The organism is Desulfofundulus sp. JL263-se (assembly GCF_056316025.1).
Window position 1 is genome coordinate 961,185 of the sequence record NZ_CM149993.1, and the last position, 18,289, is coordinate 979,473.

Genomic DNA, 18,289 nt, shown 5'->3' on the forward strand with positions numbered 1-18,289 from the left:
ATGATAATATTTTGTAGAAAAAATTATTATTGCCGCGATTTCCGGAGGTGTAAATGTGGGTAACGTTATGAAAACAGTGGCCGAACTGATGGCGGTGGCCGCAAAAACTGCTCCCAAGAGCCTGGGACAGGATTATGTGGATATAAAGATAATTTCCGGGGAAGACCTGCAGCACCTGGCGGATGAAATGCATAAATTCGGCAGGGAATCCGGCAAGGGAAATTTTGACCGGGATGCTGAAAATGTAAGAAACTCCGACGCGGTGGTTTTTATTTCCCTTAAAGAAAACAAGCCTTTAGGGCTTAATTGCGGGGCATGTGGCTATGAGCGTTGCGATGACCTGAAAAGTAATGAAGGTCCTGAGTTTGAAGGGCCGTTATGTGCCTGGCGTGTCCTGGATGTGGGAATTGCCTTGGGTTCCGCTGTAAAAACAGCAAGTATACTGAATGTAGATAACAGGATTATGTATCGCCCGGCAGTGGTGGCCAGGAAAATGGGTCTTGTCAAGGGCTCCATAGTGGTGGCCATTCCCATTTCCGCAACCAGTAAAAACATTTATTTCGACCGGCAGGCCAAGTAATGCCGGGAAGAAGTATCCTGGATTCGGAGGCGGTTATAATTTTACGACAAAAACGTAAAATAGAGCACGTATATTATGCCCTGGAATTGGAAGATACCGGGTCAACGGGATTTGCCGACCTTTTTTTGGTTCCCTGCGCGGTGCCGGAATTGCGGCTGGAACAGGTTGACTGCACGTGCTTGTTTCTCGGTAAAAAATTAAGGGCCCCTCTTTTAATTAATGCCATGACCGGCGGGCATCCGGATGTATTGGAGATTAATGCTGCCCTGGGTGAGGTGGCGTCCCGTACGGGAATTGCCGTTGCAGTGGGCTCCCAGCGGGCGGCCCTGGAAAATCCCGGTGTAAGGAAAACATATACGATTATGCGGGAAAAAAATCCCGGCGGAGTGGTGCTGGCGAATTTAGATGCGGGGTGCCGTCTCGAGGATGCTCTGGAAGCGGTGGAAATGGTGCAGGCGGACGGTATACAGTTATATTTGAACGTGGCCCAGGAACTCAGCATGCCCGAAGGAGACGTGGACTTCAGGGGTGTAATGGATAATATAGCCCGCCTGGTGGGCGAGTTGCCCGTGCCGGTTATAGTTAAAGAAGTGGGGTTTGGCATGAGCCGTGAGACGGTAAAGTCTTTGGCTGATATGGGGGTAAAGTACCTGGATATTGGCGGCCGCGGGGGTACAAATTTTGCCGCCATTGAAGGACGACGGCGGGGAAAGTCTGATGTCCCCCTTTTGGATTGGGGAATACCGACAGCACCGGCTTTATTGGAGGCGCTAAGCGTTTCGGGGAATGTGGAAATTATTGCTTCCGGCGGTATCCGCTCGGCAGGCGATGTGGCCAAGGCTCTGGTGGCGGGGGCCGGATTGGTGGGGATAGCGAGGCCCTTTTTGCAGATCTTGATGGAACGCGGGACTGAGGGCCTGGTAGAATATATTGAGGAAATGAAGACGGGCCTGCGGAGTATAATGATGGCGCTGGGCACAGGGCGCCTGGATATGTTGCGAACCAAACAGTTGGTTATTACAGGTATGACGGCCCAGTGGCTCATGCGGCGGGGAATAGATATAAACCGGTATGCCTGCAGGTAAAAAATTTTGAATTAAAGGAGGATTTTTCCCCAAAGGCATAGAACAAAATTTAAAAACACTTATGCCCAGCAGGTGCCCTTCGGGGAGAATAGGGAATCAGGTGAGAATCCTGAGCGGTCCCGCCACTGTAACCGGGAAGTGCCCGCCATTATGCCACTGGCGCGAGCGGGAAGGCACGAGAGTGTGCCACTGCCGTGCCGGGAAGGCGGCAGGGTGCGAAGCCCGGAAGCCAGGAGACCTGCCTGCTTGGGGATAGCCCTGCGGGAAAGGGCGCTGCAGTGGATGATGGTAAAGTCCACGGCCTTTTAAGGTCGTGGACTTTTAATTTTGTTAAAGGGGAGGCTTTAAAAAATGGAACTGCTAAATAAAACTATCCAATCCATTGTTAGTTTGGACCACGGTGCCATGGAAAAGGCAAAGGAAAGGCTGGATAACCTTATTAAACCCCCAGGTAGCCTGGGAATGCTCGAGGAATTGGCCGCAAAGATGGCCGGTATAACGGGACATCCCCGGCCAATGGTGGGAGGAAAATCAGTAATATTGATGGCCGGTGATCACGGCGTAGTGGAAGAAGGGGTAAGTGCCGCGCCCCAGGAGATTACCAGGCAGATGCTTCCCAATTTTGTCCGGGGAGTTGCCGGCATAGGGGTACTGGCCCGGCAGGCCGGGGTAAGGTTGGTTGTAGTGGACGTAGGCGTAAAGGGGCCTGTAAACATACCCGGGGTAATTTCTCGCAAAGTGAGGCCTGGTACCGGTAATATATCCAGAGGGCCGGCTATGGCCAGGGATGAGGCGGTGCAGGCTGTAGAAGTGGGAATTGAATTGGCAAAAACAGAAATCAGCCAAGGTGCAACCATTTTGGCAACCGGTGATATGGGAATTGGCAACACTACTCCCAGCAGTGCTATTTTAGCCGCCCTGGGTGGATATACTGCAGATGAGGTTACCGGCAGGGGTACACTGGTAAATGACGATGTGCTGGCCAGAAAACGTGAAGCGGTGATCAGGGCGCTGGAGGTTAACAGGCCGGATCCGGAGGATGGCCTGGATGTGTTGTCCAAAGTGGGAGGCCTTGAAATCGGCGGCTTAACCGGTGTTATCCTGGGTGCTGCCGCCTGCCGGGTTCCCGTTCTTTTAGACGGGTTTATTTCTACGGCTGCCGCCCTGGTGGCCGCGGCCATTGAGCCCAAGTGCAGGGATTACATGATTGCATCTCACCTGTCCGCGGAGCCCGGGCATAAATTGATGCTGGAACATTTGGGTTTAAAGCCCATGCTGTACATGAATATGCGGTTGGGAGAAGGTACCGGGGCTGTGCTGGCCATGAACTTGGTTGATGCTGCCTGCAGGATACTTAATGAAATGGCTACCTTTGCCGAGGCTAACGTTATGGATTTAGAAGAAGATAAGATTTTAAAGTAAGCGTAAAAAGGCAGCCCTAATGCAAGGGCTGCCTTTTATCAGCATTTTTACCTGCCAGTTAACTACTTGGTTTGCGAAGGTCTTCAAATCTGGATTTAAGTTTTTCCGTAACTTGCGGTAGGGTTGTGTATTCCATTTCATCCAAATGCAGGCGGTGTGGCTCGAAGGGGCCCAAGCTGCGCAAGTATTGGGCGATTTCATTTGCTTTTTCCCGGGCTTTGTCGTAGGACGGGTCAGCAAAGAAATCCTGGGGACCGTGAAGTATACCATCGGCAAGTTGGAATCCCAGGGCTACTACCCGCGGGGGGCCGTCGAACCGTGTGGGTGTGCACTGGTTCATTCCCACCGGCATCAAGGGGCCCGAGTGGGATCCCCGCATCCACCCGGATACCAGGTGAGGATTGGCAAAGGGCTCAAGGACCTCGCCCACGGCAGGGAATCCGCTCTGGCACCTTACAATCAAAACCGGGTCATCCTTGCCCACGTAGCGCCCGGCCATCAAGTTCAAACGCTGGGTACTGCTGACAGCACAAATATCTCCGCTGTCCCGGTGGAAAACCCGCTTAATACAGAATCTCCCGGGAGCTCCTATGAATACCAGCATGTCGTAAATATCTTCGGGACATGAGAACATTACTTTTCGGTTTTTAATGAGGTCACGCACATCGAACTTAAATCCGTTATGCATTTTGGGGTCAATTACCAGTCCAGCTGTATTAAACGGGTCGGCGAATATTTTGTAGAGGGGCAGGTTCCATGCTCCGGGCTCTGTTTTATCCGCCATGAATATAACCACGGGCTCGCTGGTACGCTCCTCGAACTCCATTTCCGCCACCCCGGGCCCCATTCCTTTGATGTTACCCGAAAAGGCATCGGAAAGAAGGTCCTGCCCCGCACCGTATAACTTTAAACGCTTGGCCACTTCGGTGCAAGCCTGGAAGGTATCCCATGCCAGCTGGTGTATTTCTCCGTTATTACGTCCTCCCTCGTGGGTCATAATCAGGTTGATATCATCTCCCACGTGGGTGACATAAGAGTCTATAAGGAGAGGATTGCCAGAGAGCATACCGCGCGCTTTTTCCAGCACCTCGGGGTGAACACTGGAATGGCCCACAAAACCACCAATATCAGCTTTGATTACTGTTAGTGTTATTTTTTTACCCATAGTGACCTCCTTATAGAAAAAGTAATATATACTTTTTCTATTTTATGTTCTCATTCCCTTCTAATTGAAGCAAAATTTTTGTCCTATTAGGCGGTAAATCATCATTAATCCGACATACTTTTCAATAATATGTCATAATACTAGAATTCCCTTGGTTTACAGATAATTTCTTTAACCTTGGTATCAAAGAAGTAATTGGAATGGGCGGGTTGAATCACCACTGCGGTATCGGCTCCCGAACTGGAGCCCGCTATGGCTACAATTTCCTCCCCGTAAGGAATTAAGCCGGCGTCCAGTGCCATGCCGGATATCTCTACACAAACCTTAACCCCCTGGCCAAGCATTCTCAATGTTTGGGCCATTATTTCCGAGGGGTACACTCCGCCGAATTTGTTGCGAACGGCCCGGTCAACACCGGCCAGCAAGTGGGTGGTGGTCAGGCGCTTAACACCCCTTTGGTCCAGCTGTGCTTTTACATCTGCCGGCATGCGTTCCTTGCCGGGGCCGTCAAAACCAACGTGATAAGTTACACAGCAAACATTTATATCACCGGCGGCACCGGCGACCTTTAAAGCCGTTTTTCCGGTGCTCGAGGCCACAACCACATGGCGTATCCCTAATTCCCGGGCCCTCTTGAGGGCAAGCTGAATAGTATTATCGGTGTTTTCAGGTCCTTTGCTTTTCCAATACATAAATCAATCCCCTTTCATACAATTTCATCCTTATTTTAACTAAATTAACATGTGGTAGCAACTAACGGGCTGGGGATTATAAACTATTTGACAGGGCGGGATAATTATGTGAAAATCCTTTTAAAATTACCGGACAAGGAGTGAAGCAAAATGGTTATAATGGATATGTTTAAATCCAGTATTGAGGAAGACCGCCGAAAATTATTGGAGCTTTTAAAGGAACGGGCCCTCGAGTTTGGCACCGTCACCCTGACATCCGGCAAAACCAGTAACTATTATTTTGACGGCAAGCAGGTGACCCTATACCCTCAGGGCGCGTTTTTGTTGGGTAAAATAATTATACGTAAAATAAAGGAAGATAATATTCAGGCAGTAGGAGGACTTACTCTGGGTGCCGACCCTATCGCCGGTGCTGTTGCCGCGTTGGCATACCCGCTGGGGCTGGACATCAAAACCTTTATTGTGCGCAAGGAAGCCAAGGGACACGGAAAGAAGAGGCGCATAGAGGGTCCTCCCTTAAATCCCGGAGACAGGGTGGTCATTGTGGAGGATGTTATTACCACCGGCGGCTCTGCCTTAAAAGCCGTGGAAGCAGTTAAAGATGCGGGCTGTGAGGTAGTAAAGGTAATTCCGCTGGTTGATCGCCTGGAAGGCGGAACGGAGAAAATTGAAAGAATGGGTATTAAAGTTGACCCTATATTTACAGCCAGGGACTTTGGTATAAGTCTTTGATAAAAAAACTCCCGGGACCGACTCTAAAAGCCAACGTCCCGGAAGATTTAAATTTACTGGTGGAGGCGATGGGACTCGAACCCACGAACCTTCTGAATGCGAACCAGACGCTCTCCCAGCTGAGCTACGCCCCCAATAAATATTAAGTTTTAAGCCTCATACACATATTTTAACTCCCAACCGTTAAATATTCAAGGTTTTAATAAAAAAGTATTTAATCTTTAAGGGAGGATGTCATCTTGTTTTTTAACCTATTAAGATTTATTAATCCTGTTGATGTGGAAAAAAAGGTGCGGAGTTTGAGACGGGATAATCCTGGTTTAAGTGATGAGGAACTTTCTGAGTTGGTTATAAAAGAAAGAAGTCTTTTATGCGCCATCAGTGGAACTATAACTACTCTTCCTGCCATTTTTCCCGTGGTAGGTACTCTGATCACGCTTTTAGGTGGCATCGCCCTTGATATATCGCTGGTAACTTACTTCATGATGCGTATGATAATGGAAGTGGCTGCTATCCACGGGCGTAATCTTTATCATAAAGGACTGTCCCGGGAGGCAGTATGGGTTTTTGCATCTGCCGTAGGTGCAGATGCTGTCAGTAAAACCGTTAGCCGTATATCTGTTTCTCAAATGGGCAACCGGGCCATGGTAAAAATAGTTCAGCAAATATTACTTTCCCTGGGCATCCGAAGTACTCCTAGGGTTGCACTAAGGATGATCCCGCTTATTGGGGCGGGAATTGCCGGTACCATAAATTATTTTATATGTAAAAAGATTGGCTACTGGGCAGCGAATTATTACCGGTTGCAGAAAGAGAACAAATGGGATAAGGAAACAATTGATGTAGAGTGGGATATAATTAATTAAAGTCTAAAAGAAGAAGCCCCTGCTTATCCAGGGGAATGATTCAAGATACTTTTTGTATGTTTTCATGTTTCTGCCTTTTATTGTATTGTTCTTCGGCATAATCCGAGGATATTAAATACAGGTTGACCCACAGGTCATGTTCATTGGCTTTCCCTTCCAGTTCCTTTGCCAGGTCTTTAAATTTTTTTTCTACCCTGTCTTTAAAAGCAGAAAACTCAGATAATATGTCCAACACATCCCGCTGGCTAAATGAAGCACCTTCCTTAAGCACCTTGGCCAAAGAGATACCTCCCTTCATGATTCTCCCTTTCCATATTATAAATAAATAACCATAATTTGTTAAGGGTGTAAATTTGTCTAAATATAAATGAATAAGGCCCGCGTAGGTGAGCCTTGAGATTACTGCAGGGAGTTTTGCTGAACATGAAACAAGCCCTTTATATTTTTCCTGACAGTGAATTTCTGCGTATCACGAAATATTTGAAAAAGGAAACGCTGGGAATAGAGAAGAGTGGCTTTGATAACTTATTGTAAAGCTGCATGTCCGAAATGTCGTCGATCTCCGGTAGCGCAAAAAACTCCGGGGATCGACGACATTTCATTTTGATTCGAAAACCTGATGTGGGCTGGATTTTTGCAATTGGGGAGAAGTAAGTTATAATCAATACTAAAATATTCGTGTTTAGCTTGAAATAGGATAAATACTGGGGTAAAATGGGTTTGTAGCCTACCTATAAGGGATTGAAACTCCGCCTCGCTTACAATCAGGCTTATCACCTGGCCAGTTTGTAGCCTACCTATAAGGGATTGAAACACGGGGTAACATGAGAATATGTGTCCATTGTTATTTGTTTGTAGCCTACCTATAAGGGATTGAAACCGTTGTTCATGGGCTTAAATCCTCAATGCGCAGCTAAGTTTGTAGCCTACCTATAAGGGATTGAAACAGCTCTATCAAGAACTTAAAAACCGCCTTGCCACAAGGTTTGTAGCCTATCTATAAGGGATTGAAACTCAGCAATGATTATATATGCCATTCCCCGGGAAGAAGTTTGTAGCCTACCTATAAGGGATTGAAACACTGACAAGCTGAAAAGTAAGCACGCCGCCAACACCGTTTGTAGCCTACCTATAAGGGATTGAAACTCGTAAAAGACGGCGTAATAAAAAGAACAAAGCTCGGTTTGTAGCCTACCTATAAGGGATTGAAACCGCTGTGGTGGATAATAATATGGGTTTTCTTACTCAGTTTGTAGCCTACCTATAAGGGATTGAAACCTCAAACCTCCCTGAATTTAATCTCCGGGTACTTGAGTTTGTAGCCTACCTATAAGGGATTGAAACTCAGAATTTCCTGATTGGTATACAAGATCTTCCCTAGTTTGTAGCCTACCTATAAGGGATTGAAACAAAGTGATACGGTGCCAGACGCAACGGTAGAGATACGTTTGTAGCCTACCTATAAGGGATTGAAACGCCGGTACTGGAGTTTACCGCGGTGGGTTACAGTATGTTTGTAGCCTACCTATAAGGGATTGAAACGAGAAAAAGAAGAAGTTGATAATAATTGTTCAGTAGTTTGTAGCCTACCTATAAGGGATTGAAACGTGGATGTTCCCGGCCATAATTTTGTGCAATACTGTTGTTTGTAGCCTACCTATAAGGGATTGAAACAGCTAAGGATGTATTCATTCACAACGATCACCACTTGGTTTGTAGCCTACCTATAAGGGATTGAAACGAGTAATCAATCTGATCTTCAATAGAATCAGGAGAGGTTTGTAGCCTACCTATAAGGGATTGAAACTGGTATTGGTACTCCTTGCCAAAGACAATAAAGTTCAGTTTGTAGCCTACCTATAAGGGATTGAAACATGTATCTAAAAAATCATATACCCATTCTTTTAAATCGTTTGTAGCCTACCTATAAGGGATTGAAACGATGCAGTGACTACCGTATCTCCACCATATTGAGTAGGTTTGTAGCCTACCTATAAGGGATTGAAACAAATAATCTCGAATTGTCTTGCAAACCCCTGGTGTCGTTTGTAGCCTACCTATAAGGGATTGAAACGCCACCACGGTAAGTTGGAGTGGGGCAGCCCGGTGGGTTTGTAGCCTACCTATAAGGGATTGAAACGAATCTATGCATCCAGAAGTGGCGAAGATAGCCAGGTTTGTAGCCTACCTATAAGGGATTGAAACATATGCCGTGTACTGCGTTCAAGGCTCGAAAACAACGTTTGTAGCCTACCTATAAGGGATTGAAACTTGTTATCAAACTGGTTATTAAGCTGGTGGCCCACATTGTTTGTAGCCTACCTATAAGGGATTGAAACAATACTCTCTCCAAGAAAGGAGGGATAGACTAGCGGGTTTGTAGCCTACCTATAAGGGATTGAAACACCGGAAAATGACGGTCTTGGCCGTCGGGAGATAGGAGTTTGTAGCCTACCTATAAGGGATTGAAACATCATTTTCGCCCTGCCTCGTCAGCCCATTCCAAGGTTTGTAGCCTACCTATAAGGGATTGAAACAGCTCTTAAAAGTTCGGTTGTGTAACCAGTTGAACCACGTTTGTAGCCTACCTATAAGGGATTGAAACCTTGTCGGTCCTGGGAGCGAGTGCATAGCTTTACCTAGTTTGTAGCCTACCTATAAGGGATTGAAACAAACAATGGTGCTCGGCATTTACTTCGCCTCCTTATGTTTGTAGCCTACCTATAAGGGATTGAAACCGGTTTCGACGCCCCCATTTTCATAGACAACCGGGAGGTTTGTAGCCTACCTATAAGGGATTGAAACACAGCATTCTCTTTGTTGATAACACCGAAAGCACCGGGTTTGTAGCCTACCTATAAGGGATTGAAACAGTATATAAGCGGGTTATCAGGTATAAATCCACCCTCGTTTGTAGCCTACCTATAAGGGATTGAAACAGGGGACATGACGGGAGTACCGGGCGCTATGTATTCAGTTTGTAGCCTACCTATAAGGGATTGAAACCCAATCAATAAATATGATAAATCAAAACCTTTTCCAGTTTGTAGCCTACCTATAAGGGATTGAAACAAGCATATGGACGGATACACAAGCCCGGGTATGATGCGGGCTTGTAGCCTACCTATAAGGGATTGAAACAGGTCCTTCTGGGTGAGAATGAGGTCGGCTTCATTGCTTGTAGCCTACCTATAAGGGATTGAAACGCGGCCTTGCTGATAAAGACATCTCCGAGATCTCCCTGGCTTGTAGCCTACCTATAAGGGATTGAAACTTCAAGGCCAGCAGTGCCTATTTAGCCCCCTAATTGAATTGGACAGATAGTCTTAACCCTACTAAAATTTAAAGTTATAGGGGGCTGCATTCAATGACAAGAAGAAAATATACACCGGAAATGAAAATGCAAATAGTCAAAGAAGTTATGGAAACGGGAAACGGATCCATCGTAGCCCGGCGGCACGACATTTCCTCCTCCCTTGTCAACCGGTGGGTAAGAACCTATAAAAAATACGGTACCCTTTACCCTGAAAAAGGACAGCTACAAAACAACGGAAACAACCCTTCCTCAAAAGAATATAAAACAATAATGCAAGAAAACGAAAAGCTAAAGAAGTTATTGGGCGAAAAAGACCTGGAAATTGCCATTTTGCGTGATTTATTAAAAAAAACAAACCCACACTTGCCGATAAAATAGCGGTTACTAAAAAATGGATACAGAAGGGTTACAAAGTTTCACTGGTTTTAAAAATTATTGGTATTAGCCGTTCCACCTATTACTATAACCTACATCGCAAACCCAGGTCAGAAACTCGTTCGGGTGGCCGTCCTAAATCCCGGCATACCTTAACAAAAAATAATAAAATAATTAGCAATGAACAGGTTAAGGAATGGCTTTGTGAGCTTATTGTCGCTGAAGGTGTCGCCTACGGGTATGTAAAATTAACCCATTGCCTGCGTAAAAAATATAACTTGCTAATTAATAAGAAAAAAGTTTACCGCCTCTGCAAAGAACTAAAAATACTGCGACCGCAGAGGAAAGTGAAAAGAAAGCACCCCAAAAAGCTGGCCCGCAACCGGATCGTTACCGTTTCCAACCAGTTGTGGGAAGTTGACGTGAAATATGGTTACATTGCCGGCGAGAACAGGTTCTTTTTCATTATGCCCATTATAGACGTATTTGACCGTTGCATTGTTGACTATCATATAGGGTTATCATGTGAGGCAAGAGATGCTGCAATCACCCTGAAAAGAGCACTGTTAAAACGGCAGCTTTTTACGTCCAAGCAAAAGCCGGTTATTCGGTCCGACAACGGCCCGCAATTTATCAGCAACCTCTTTGAAGGGACATGCTTAGAGTTGAATATAGAGCATGAGAGGACACCCTTTAAAACGCCTAATTTAAACGCTCACATCGAAGCCTTTCACGCAATCTTAGAGGAGGAATGCTTATCCCGGTATGAATTTTCCAGCTATGCTGAAGCGTATCAAGTTGTTAGCAACTACATTCAGTTCTATAACAAGGTTCGCATTCACTCAGCTACAAATTACCTGGCACCGGCAGAATGCTACGAGATGCTGCGGGAAAAACAATTGGAACTGAAGCCGGTTAAAGTATAAAAACAGCATGTTCCTTGGTGAGCCCTTGAGGTTTTAAGCGGCGCCGAAGGGAAGCCTTGACAGCCGGGGTCCCCGCGCGTGGTATAATTTTTTGATCGACGGGATGTACGATACCTCATGATTACATGTTCCCCGGAGCCGCCCCGTCGGCGGTTTCTTTCCAACCACGTGCAGGGTGGCAGTCAAGGCCGCCGCTTAATGCAATTTCACGAGTTTTTTTAAAAACTGGAAGTATGTAAGACTAATTGTCCAATTTTAGGGGGTCAACCCGGTGCCAGGTGATGATACATGCTGTGCTTGTAGCCTACCTATAAGGGATTGAAACTCCATGTCCTCAGCAAACTCCCAGTGGCCGAATTGCAGCTTGTAGCCTACCTATAAGGGATTGAAACTTTAGCATTATTAAACCTCCTTATCACTTTCCTGATTGCTTGTAGCCTACCTATAAGGGATTGAAACAGACAACGCAGAAATTAGCAACCCACGTGAGGGTAAAACACAGCTTGTAGCCTACCTATAAGGGATTGAAACCCGTCCCCGCTGGCGCTGCGCCCGCCGATGTAGGGGTTTGTAGCCTACCTATAAGGGATTGAAACATGAATCGTATTTTTAACGGCCCCATCCATGTAGAAAAGTTTGTAGCCTACCTATAAGGGATTGAAACACAGCCATGTAGTTGCCGGAGGGATACGCGCTCTGAGTTTGTAGCCTACCTATAAGGGATTGAAACAGTAGGGGGGGTGTGGATGAGGGAATTAATCAAAGACGTTTGTAGCCTACCTATAAGGGATTGAAACACGGGAGAAAATGAGGCTGGTAAGGTATTTGTACCTGGTTTGTAGCCTACCTATAAGGGATTGAAACTCAAGATTCTTAGGCCGAACGGCCAGGTCACCAACAGCGTTTGTAGCCTACCTATAAGGGATTGAAACACGGGAGAAAATGAGGCTGGTAAGGTATTTGTACCTGGTTTGTAGCCTACCTATAAGGGATTGAAACTCAAGATTCTTAGGCCGAACGGCCAGGTCACCAACAGCGTTTGTAGCCTACCTATAAGGGATTGAAACCCACCAGCATAATAACTACCACTCCCGCCAGAAGCGGTTTGTAGCCTACCTATAAGGGATTGAAACAAGATAATTCTGAAGAGACGCCGTTCAGAATCAATTAGTTTGTAGCCTACCTATAAGGGATTGAAACGGTGGACGGCTTGCCCGGGTCCGGAACATAGGCATAGGGTTTGTAGCCTACCTATAAGGGATTGAAACATGAATGGTTTGGTCAGTTTTGGTTGGATGAGTACCCGTTTGTAGCCTCGCTCACTTAACAGGCGGCTTAAAAAGTGCGTTCTTACGGTGATATTCGCGGCTTATTTTTTGCAAATCCCAGAAAAGATTGGGATATTTTTATTTTTATAATAATTGTATCCTGGGACTATTGAATATTTACCACAAAAAGGGCTGTTGACTTGGTTTTATAAACAATCTCAAAGGCCCGCGTAAGCGGGCCTTATTCTTAACGGATATCATAGTCTGTGACGGCTTGGTACCGCTGTTGAAGAGCTTGATTTGCCTGCTGGCTTATAAACTGGTTTTGTTGGTATTGCTGTGCATCTTGCCAGTTTTGTTGTTCTTGCCGGAAGTTTTGACCATATGCAGGGCTGTAATACCCGCTGGTAATATTACCCGGGTTGGTTACCGCGGTGGCGGCTTGATATCGCTGCTGAAGGGCCTGGTTTGCCTGCTGGCTTATAAACTGATTTTGCCGGTATTGCTCAGGATCCTGCCAGTTTTGTTGTTCTTGCCGGAAGTTTTGACCATATGCAGGGCTATAATACCCGCTGGTAATGTTACCCGGGCTGGTTGCCATTGCTGTGCTAAAATAGCCGCTTTGAGTATAAGGAGTATATTGCTGCTGGATGTTGTATCCCGCTCCAAACTGGTTGTAAGTGGTATTACCCGCAGGCTGCGTAAATTGGGCGGTTTGTTGTCCCCAACCCATTTGAGTGCCGGGCTGCTGTGTCCATCCTATTTGAGTGCCGCCCTGTTGTCCCCAGCCCATTTGAGTACCGGGCTGTGGGCTGTAGCCGTATTGCATTCCCTGTCTGGTAGCGATGCGGGACGCTATTTGCTGGGTAAGGCCGTTTATCTGGTTGAGGTCCTGGTTTACTTGGTTACATACTTGCAGTATGCGCTGCAGTTGCTGGGTAGCGTTGCTTTCGTGTTGTTGTAGCCGCGAAAGTTGGGCGGCATTACTTTGTTCAAATTGCTGAAGTTGATTTGTCATCTGCATAATGTCGTTTAGCTCCTGGCGCATTCTTTGGATTTGCTGTTGCAATTGATAGATTTGGTCCATTGCTATACCTCCTAAAAAATTTATATATTACTTGTACTTGCTTTATATTATGTTACCCAGTTATATTAACTATTAATGGAACTTTAAGGAAATAGTTTTTTGTATGGTAATATATTTTTATCCTTGTGCTGATACTGTACTGGCGGTATAAAAGTCTACCCGGGAAAGATTATCCCAGCCGGTAGGGTGCGGTACGTAGCCGGAGAGCAGGGGGTCAGTTACTGTTATCCTGTTGCTGTGGTTTAAAACGGCCCACGGGACTTCTTGTTCCAGTATGTCCAGGGCCCTTTTATATAATTCCTTTCTTAACGGCTGGTCCAGGGTATGCTGGGCGCTTACCAGTAGTGTATCCAGTTCAGGGTTGCTAAAATGACTGATATTCAAGCCGGTTTTTATGTGGACGGTGGAAAAGGAGGGGTACAGGAAGTTATCGGGGTCACCGTTGTCGCTTATCCAGCCGTAAAGGAAGGCATTTCCTTCCTGTCGGGCCAGTGCTTTCTTGTATTCATTCCAGGGGTAGGATTTTATGGTAACTTGCAGTCCTATTTTGTCCAGCTGTGTAGCCAGGGAGCGGGCTACGGCTTCTCCCCCTGCGGGATTGTATGGCCTCTGGCCGGTATAGGTTATCAAAGTGATCTTATTTGTTTTTAAAGGTACCGTGGAAAGCAACTTTCTAGCCTTTTGTATGTCGGCCGGCAGGTGGTGATAAGTACCTTCGTTCATGGGCGGGGGCAGGTATGATGCGGCCGGGACTCCTCTTCTGTTTAAGGTTTCCTTGACAAGTTTTACCCTGTCGATACTCAAATTGACTGCCTGCCGGGCGGCCCGGTAAGAAAAGGGCGGTTTATTAACGTAGAACCCCAAATAGCTAATGTCCATACCGGTGGTGTTATAAACTTTAAAGCCCTTTTGTTTTAATAGTTGTGCCTTATGAGGAGCTATATCCTGCGCTATATGTACTTGTTTTTTCAGGAGTAAATCAATTCTGGCTTTCTCTTTGGGAACTGGTATAAAAATAATAGATTCTAAGTTTGGAAGGGTACCCCAATATGAGGGATTGCGCCGGAGTATAACTTTACCGTTTTCCCACTTATCAAACTTGTAAGGGCCAGTACCCACCGGATGCCGCCAAAAATCCGCGCCGAATTTTTTAACGGCACTGGGACTAACCACGGGTGCTGCAAAGGGCATGGCCAGATTGTTTAAAAAAGGTGCATAGGGATATTTGAGGATAAATTTAACCCTATAATCATCAATAATTTCGATTTTTTTTACCGGGCCGTAAACAAACCGGGAATATATCATATTCGGGTTATTCTTTAACTGGCGTTCGGCGCTAAATTTTACCGCCCGGGCATTAAAGGGTGTACCGTCGTGAAATTGTATTCCCCGGCGGAGGTGAAACGTCCATTCCAGTCCATCTTCCGAAACCTCCCAATCCTTTGCCAGGCATGGCTGGATTTCATTGGAATCTGGCGAAAATCGTACCAGGCCCTCAAATATATTTGAGATGATCAGTGCCGAGACATCATCCCTGGCCAGGGCCGGGTCCGGAGTGCCGCAAGGATTGGAACAGGCGTAAACAAGTTCTTTGCAATTTTGTTTCGTATTAAGAACTATAGTACCGGTATTTTCTCCCTTAACGGGCATCATTAACCAGAGCAGTAATATGCAAACCATGACAAGACCTGTAAATTTTTCCTTTTTCATTTTATCCCCCCACAATTAAGGAAAAAGATGTTATTTACAAATTCTGTAAATTATTGGATATTCCTTCTTGGCAGGGGAATCAGGAGTAAATGTTTTGTAAATGATATCCAGTTGGGGTTAAGATATTTAGAAGGGGGAATATAAAACTTTTGCTTAAATGGTATTGTTGGGAGGAATAAATATGAATGTAAGGTTTGGCCCGGCGGGAAATTCACGTTCTTTTTATGAACAAGGTTATAAATCTTCCCTGGACATGCCCCGGTGGCTAAATAAATTGGGTTTGACTGCTTATGAATACCAGTGTTCCCGGGGAGTTAACCTGAAAAAAGAGACTGCCTGCCGCTTGGGGGAGATGGCCCGGGAGAACGGAATAGCTCTAAGTATCCACGGCCCTTATTATATAAATCTTGCTACACCGGACCCGGAAAAGCGGGAAAGGACAAAAGGGCACCTGATGAAATCTTTATGGGCTGCCAAGTGGATGGGGGCCACGAAGGTAGTGTTTCACCCGGGAAGTACTTCGGGCATGGACAGAAAGGAGGCCATGAAGCGGGCAAAGGAGTTGCTGTTCGAAGTAGTTAGCGAGGCAAAAAAGGAGGGCCTGGGGGAAATAAAGCTGGCGCCTGAGACCATGGGGAAGGCGACCCAGCTGGGAAGTCTGGAGGAAGTCATCGAGTTGTGTGAAGTAGGCCCGCCTGTTGTTCCTACAATTGATTTCGCACACCTGCATGCCGTTAGGGGTGGGGGGCTGGTGACCAAAGAAGATTTTGCTAAAATATTAGACATTATAGCAGAGGGAATTTCAAAAGAGGCTGTTCGTAACCTGCACATTCATTTTAGTCCCGTTGAATTTACTGGGGCAGGGGAGAAAAAGCACCGTACCTTGCTTGATGAGGGGTTCGGCCCGTTATTTGAGCCGCTGGCGGAATTAATTGTGGAAAGGGGCTTAAGCCCTACCATAATTTGTGAATCCGATGGCAGGCAGGCTGAGGATGCCCTGGCTTATAAAAATATATATTTGCAAGTTAAAAATAGGTAAATAAGGACGCCCCGCAAGGCGTCCTTATACTAATTAATGTACTTCTACGTCTTGGGCCCCTTCGCGGCGTAAAATTTCCGCCGCATTATTAACCCTTTGTTCATCTGCTCTTACTGAAACCAGTACGTTACCCTGCTTTACCTTTTCCTCGTAATATTCGCCGCGCTCTCTGGGAATTCCCCAGTCGATGAGGCCCCCTGCTATTCCGCCGGCAGCAGCCCCGGAGAGAAGTCCTGCTATTGGCCCGGCAGCAATAATGGGACCCAAGCCGGGAATGGCCAGTGCCCCGGCGCCTATGGCCAATCCTGCCAGGCCGCCCAGAACACCGCCGGTGGATGTGCCGTCAGTGAGTGTATCGGGCTGTGCGTCACCGGTGCCCCGGTTTTGCTGTTCATTATCCCGGGCTATGATGGAAATTTCGTTGTTATATCCTTGCCTGCGCAACTCATTTACAGCCTTTTCTGCAGCTTCACGGGAAGGAAAAGTACTTAATACGGTTTTGGACATGGCTTGTACCTCCTCAGACTTATTTGTCGTACATTTTGTATAATGTCTTAGGTGGAGGGTAATTATTCATATTTGATTAAATTTTTACTTGTGAAGTAAGCCAATCCTATTTATTTTTGTTTTAGGTTTGATATAATATTGTTTGTTGTGTGGCTAAAATAGATTAAAGGGGGAATTCATATGTTGCCTACCCCAAAGAAGTTTTTTCTTACGGCTGCCGCAGCTGAGGGACGTAACCATTTAACAGCCTTCGATAATGCCCTTTTAAAAGGCGGAATTGGAAACATTAATCTTATTCGGGTTAGCAGTATATTGCCGCCCAGTGCAGAATATGACCCGAATCTTATTATTCCCCCGGGTTCGTTGGTTCCCACCGCATACGGCTACATTATAAGTGATAAGCCGGGCGACTTGATTGCGGCGGCTGTGGGAGTTGGATTTTCTCCGGATTCTTTTGGTGTTATTATGGAATATTCCGGCCGGTGCAGTAAAAAAGAGGCCGAGAAAAAAGTGGAAGCCATGATTAAGGAAGCCTTCGCTTCCCGAAAAATGGAATTGGTGGAAATTAAGCTGGAAGCCGCTGAGCACGTAGTGGAGCGTATTGGATGTGCCTTAGCTGCTGTGCCTTTATGGTATTAATATTTAGGAGGGAAGTTGGGTGGAAGTTTGGTTCTCAGAAGATCAAACCAAGGATTTGCGGATTAGTTTGAGGGTTAAAGAGATTTTATACAATGAGACATCAGGTTTTCAAAGGATAATGGTTTTGGATACCTTTGAATACGGGCGTGTTCTTACCTTGGACAATGTCATTCAAGCCAGTGAACGAGATGAGTTTATTTATCACGAGATGATTACCCATGTGGGACTGGTGACCCACCCCAATCCCCGCCGGGTTTTGGTAATCGGCGGAGGCGATGGCGGATCTATACGGGAAATAATGAAGCACAAAAAAGTTGAAAAGGCGGTACACGTAGAGATAGATGAAAAGGTCATCGAGGCGTCTAAGAAATGTTTACCCACCTTTTCCAGCGGTTTTAAAGATCCGAGGGTGGAAATTCGTGTAGGAGACGGCATAAAACATGTGGCAGAACATAAAAATACATATGATGTGATTATAATTGACTCTACAGACCCGGTTGGGCCAGCTGTGGGGTTATTTAATGAAGATTTTTACCGTAATGTTTATGATGCCCTAAAAGAGGACGGGCTTTTAATTGCCCAAACCGAATCTCCGTTTTTTAATCAAGATCTGGTTAAAAAAGTACAAACGGCGCTGGCAGGCATATTCCCCATTGCCCGTCTTTATACCTGTACAATTCCCTCTTATCCGGGTGGATTCTGGTGTTTTTCACTGGGTTCAAAAAAATATGATCCTTTGAAAGTTAAGCCGGAGAATATACCGGATCTGGATACCAAATGGTATAACCCTGCTATTCACCATAGTTCATTTATATTACCTCCCTTTATAAAAGAATATCTCGAAAAATAATTTAAAAACCCCTGCCTGAGGACGGCAGGG

Annotated in this window: 15 protein-coding genes, 1 tRNA gene, 2 CRISPR repeat arrays and 1 riboswitch; of the genes, 9 read left to right on the top strand and 7 right to left on the bottom strand. The window is 46.0% G+C overall.

What is annotated here, in order from left to right; genetic code table 11:
- The first annotated feature begins 55 nt into the window (after positions 1-55).
- The 3 genes from ACX4JR_RS04900 to cobT all read left to right on the top strand — a co-directional run bounded on the left by ACX4JR_RS04900 (position 56) and on the right by cobT (position 3,087).
- Positions 56-580 carry a ferredoxin domain-containing protein gene (locus ACX4JR_RS04900; protein ID WP_476059914.1) on the top strand — a complete coding sequence of 175 codons (525 nt, stop codon included), beginning with the start codon at positions 56-58 and terminating at the stop codon, positions 578-580.
- Positions 580-1,665 (top strand): type 2 isopentenyl-diphosphate Delta-isomerase, encoded by a 1,086-nt coding sequence (gene fni / locus ACX4JR_RS04905; RefSeq protein ID WP_476059915.1) that lies wholly within the window; start codon positions 580-582, stop codon positions 1,663-1,665. Before ACX4JR_RS04900 ends, fni begins: the two co-directional genes overlap by 1 nt.
- Positions 1,666-1,718: 53 nt before the next feature.
- Positions 1,719-1,925: riboswitch (cobalamin riboswitch) on the top strand.
- Positions 1,926-2,016: 91 nt separating this feature from the next.
- Positions 2,017-3,087 (top strand): nicotinate-nucleotide--dimethylbenzimidazole phosphoribosyltransferase, encoded by a 1,071-nt coding sequence (gene cobT, locus ACX4JR_RS04910; RefSeq protein ID WP_476059916.1) that lies wholly within the window; start codon positions 2,017-2,019, stop codon positions 3,085-3,087.
- Positions 3,088-3,145: 58 nt separating this feature from the next.
- Here cobT and fbp read toward each other — a convergent pair whose 3' ends face one another.
- Positions 3,146-4,252, bottom strand: a complete 1,107-nt coding sequence (gene fbp / locus ACX4JR_RS04915) for a fructose-1,6-bisphosphate aldolase/phosphatase (RefSeq protein WP_476059917.1) — start codon at positions 4,250-4,252, stop codon at positions 3,146-3,148.
- Positions 4,253-4,392: 140 nt separating this feature from the next.
- On the bottom strand, positions 4,393-4,944 hold the full coding sequence (locus tag ACX4JR_RS04920; protein WP_476059918.1) for a pyruvate kinase alpha/beta domain-containing protein: 552 nt from the start codon (positions 4,942-4,944) through the stop codon (positions 4,393-4,395).
- A gap of 150 nt (positions 4,945-5,094) precedes the next feature.
- On the opposite strand from ACX4JR_RS04920, the gene pyrE reads away from it, so the two are divergent.
- Complete coding sequence (gene pyrE / locus ACX4JR_RS04925; protein ID WP_476059919.1) at positions 5,095-5,676, top strand: orotate phosphoribosyltransferase; 582 nt, start codon at positions 5,095-5,097, stop codon at positions 5,674-5,676.
- A 57-nt stretch (positions 5,677-5,733) separates the two neighbouring features.
- Here the strand turns inward: pyrE and ACX4JR_RS04930 are convergent.
- Positions 5,734-5,810 (bottom strand) — tRNA-Ala (locus tag ACX4JR_RS04930).
- Positions 5,811-5,915: 105 nt separating this feature from the next.
- Between ACX4JR_RS04930 and ACX4JR_RS04935 the strand changes: the two genes are divergently transcribed.
- Entirely contained in the window at positions 5,916-6,542 is a 627-nt protein-coding gene (locus tag ACX4JR_RS04935; RefSeq protein WP_476059920.1) for an EcsC family protein, read from the top strand.
- A gap of 40 nt (positions 6,543-6,582) precedes the next feature.
- On the opposite strand, the gene ACX4JR_RS04940 is transcribed toward ACX4JR_RS04935, so the two are convergent.
- Positions 6,583-6,822, bottom strand: coding sequence for a hypothetical protein (locus tag ACX4JR_RS04940; protein ID WP_476059921.1), 240 nt, complete (start codon positions 6,820-6,822; stop codon positions 6,583-6,585).
- Between the two features lie 438 nt (positions 6,823-7,260).
- A CRISPR array of direct repeats spans positions 7,261-9,816; the repeat unit is 30 nt; unit sequence GTTTGTAGCCTACCTATAAGGGATTGAAAC.
- A 93-nt stretch (positions 9,817-9,909) separates the two neighbouring features.
- Between ACX4JR_RS04940 and ACX4JR_RS04945 the strand changes: the two genes are divergently transcribed.
- A protein-coding gene (locus ACX4JR_RS04945) for an IS3 family transposase (RefSeq protein ID WP_476059922.1) occupies positions 9,910-11,159 on the top strand; the annotation gives its coding sequence in 2 pieces (ribosomal slippage) (positions 9,910-10,219 and positions 10,219-11,159; 1,251 coding nt in all).
- A gap of 295 nt (positions 11,160-11,454) precedes the next feature.
- Positions 11,455-12,427: direct repeats of the CRISPR family, unit length 30 nt; unit sequence GTTTGTAGCCTACCTATAAGGGATTGAAAC.
- A gap of 247 nt (positions 12,428-12,674) precedes the next feature.
- Here ACX4JR_RS04945 and ACX4JR_RS04950 read toward each other — a convergent pair.
- Together ACX4JR_RS04950 and ACX4JR_RS04955 are read right to left on the bottom strand one after the other, a co-directional pair.
- Positions 12,675-13,514: a hypothetical protein gene (locus ACX4JR_RS04950; protein ID WP_476059923.1), complete on the bottom strand. Its 840-nt coding sequence runs from the start codon at positions 13,512-13,514 to the stop codon at positions 12,675-12,677.
- 117 nt (positions 13,515-13,631) lie between these two features.
- Positions 13,632-15,224, bottom strand: coding sequence for an ABC transporter substrate-binding protein (locus ACX4JR_RS04955; RefSeq protein ID WP_476059924.1), 1,593 nt, complete (start codon positions 15,222-15,224; stop codon positions 13,632-13,634).
- A 181-nt stretch (positions 15,225-15,405) separates the two neighbouring features.
- Between ACX4JR_RS04955 and ACX4JR_RS04960 the strand changes: the two genes are divergently transcribed.
- Entirely contained in the window at positions 15,406-16,263 is an 858-nt protein-coding gene (locus tag ACX4JR_RS04960; protein ID WP_476059925.1) for a TIM barrel protein, read from the top strand.
- Between the two features lie 33 nt (positions 16,264-16,296).
- On the opposite strand, the gene ACX4JR_RS04965 is transcribed toward ACX4JR_RS04960, so the two are convergent.
- Complete coding sequence (locus ACX4JR_RS04965; RefSeq protein WP_476059926.1) at positions 16,297-16,770, bottom strand: general stress protein; 474 nt, start codon at positions 16,768-16,770, stop codon at positions 16,297-16,299.
- A gap of 180 nt (positions 16,771-16,950) precedes the next feature.
- Between ACX4JR_RS04965 and ACX4JR_RS04970 the strand changes: the two genes are divergently transcribed.
- Positions 16,951-17,409 (top strand): pyruvoyl-dependent arginine decarboxylase, encoded by a 459-nt coding sequence (locus ACX4JR_RS04970; protein WP_476059927.1) that lies wholly within the window; start codon positions 16,951-16,953, stop codon positions 17,407-17,409.
- A gap of 19 nt (positions 17,410-17,428) precedes the next feature.
- Positions 17,429-18,259, top strand: coding sequence for a polyamine aminopropyltransferase (speE, locus tag ACX4JR_RS04975; RefSeq protein WP_476059928.1), 831 nt, complete (start codon positions 17,429-17,431; stop codon positions 18,257-18,259).
- Positions 18,260-18,289 lie beyond the last annotated feature (30 nt).

Bases quoted from the DNA above. Each gene is read 5' to 3' on its own strand.
- fni (WP_476059915.1), top strand. From the start codon at position 580: ATGCCGGGAAGAAGTATCCTGGATTCGGAGGCGGTTATAATTTTACGA.
- cobT (WP_476059916.1), top strand. From the start codon at position 2,017: ATGGAACTGCTAAATAAAACTATCCAATCCATTGTTAGTTTGGACCAC.
- fbp (WP_476059917.1), bottom strand. From the start codon at position 4,252: ATGGGTAAAAAAATAACACTAACAGTAATCAAAGCTGATATTGGTGGT.
- ACX4JR_RS04920 (WP_476059918.1), bottom strand. From the start codon at position 4,944: ATGTATTGGAAAAGCAAAGGACCTGAAAACACCGATAATACTATTCAG.
- pyrE (WP_476059919.1), top strand. From the start codon at position 5,095: ATGGTTATAATGGATATGTTTAAATCCAGTATTGAGGAAGACCGCCGA.
- ACX4JR_RS04950 (WP_476059923.1), bottom strand. From the start codon at position 13,514: ATGGACCAAATCTATCAATTGCAACAGCAAATCCAAAGAATGCGCCAG.
- ACX4JR_RS04955 (WP_476059924.1), bottom strand. From the start codon at position 15,224: ATGAAAAAGGAAAAATTTACAGGTCTTGTCATGGTTTGCATATTACTG.
- ACX4JR_RS04960 (WP_476059925.1), top strand. From the start codon at position 15,406: ATGAATGTAAGGTTTGGCCCGGCGGGAAATTCACGTTCTTTTTATGAA.
- ACX4JR_RS04965 (WP_476059926.1), bottom strand. From the start codon at position 16,770: ATGTCCAAAACCGTATTAAGTACTTTTCCTTCCCGTGAAGCTGCAGAA.
- ACX4JR_RS04970 (WP_476059927.1), top strand. From the start codon at position 16,951: ATGTTGCCTACCCCAAAGAAGTTTTTTCTTACGGCTGCCGCAGCTGAG.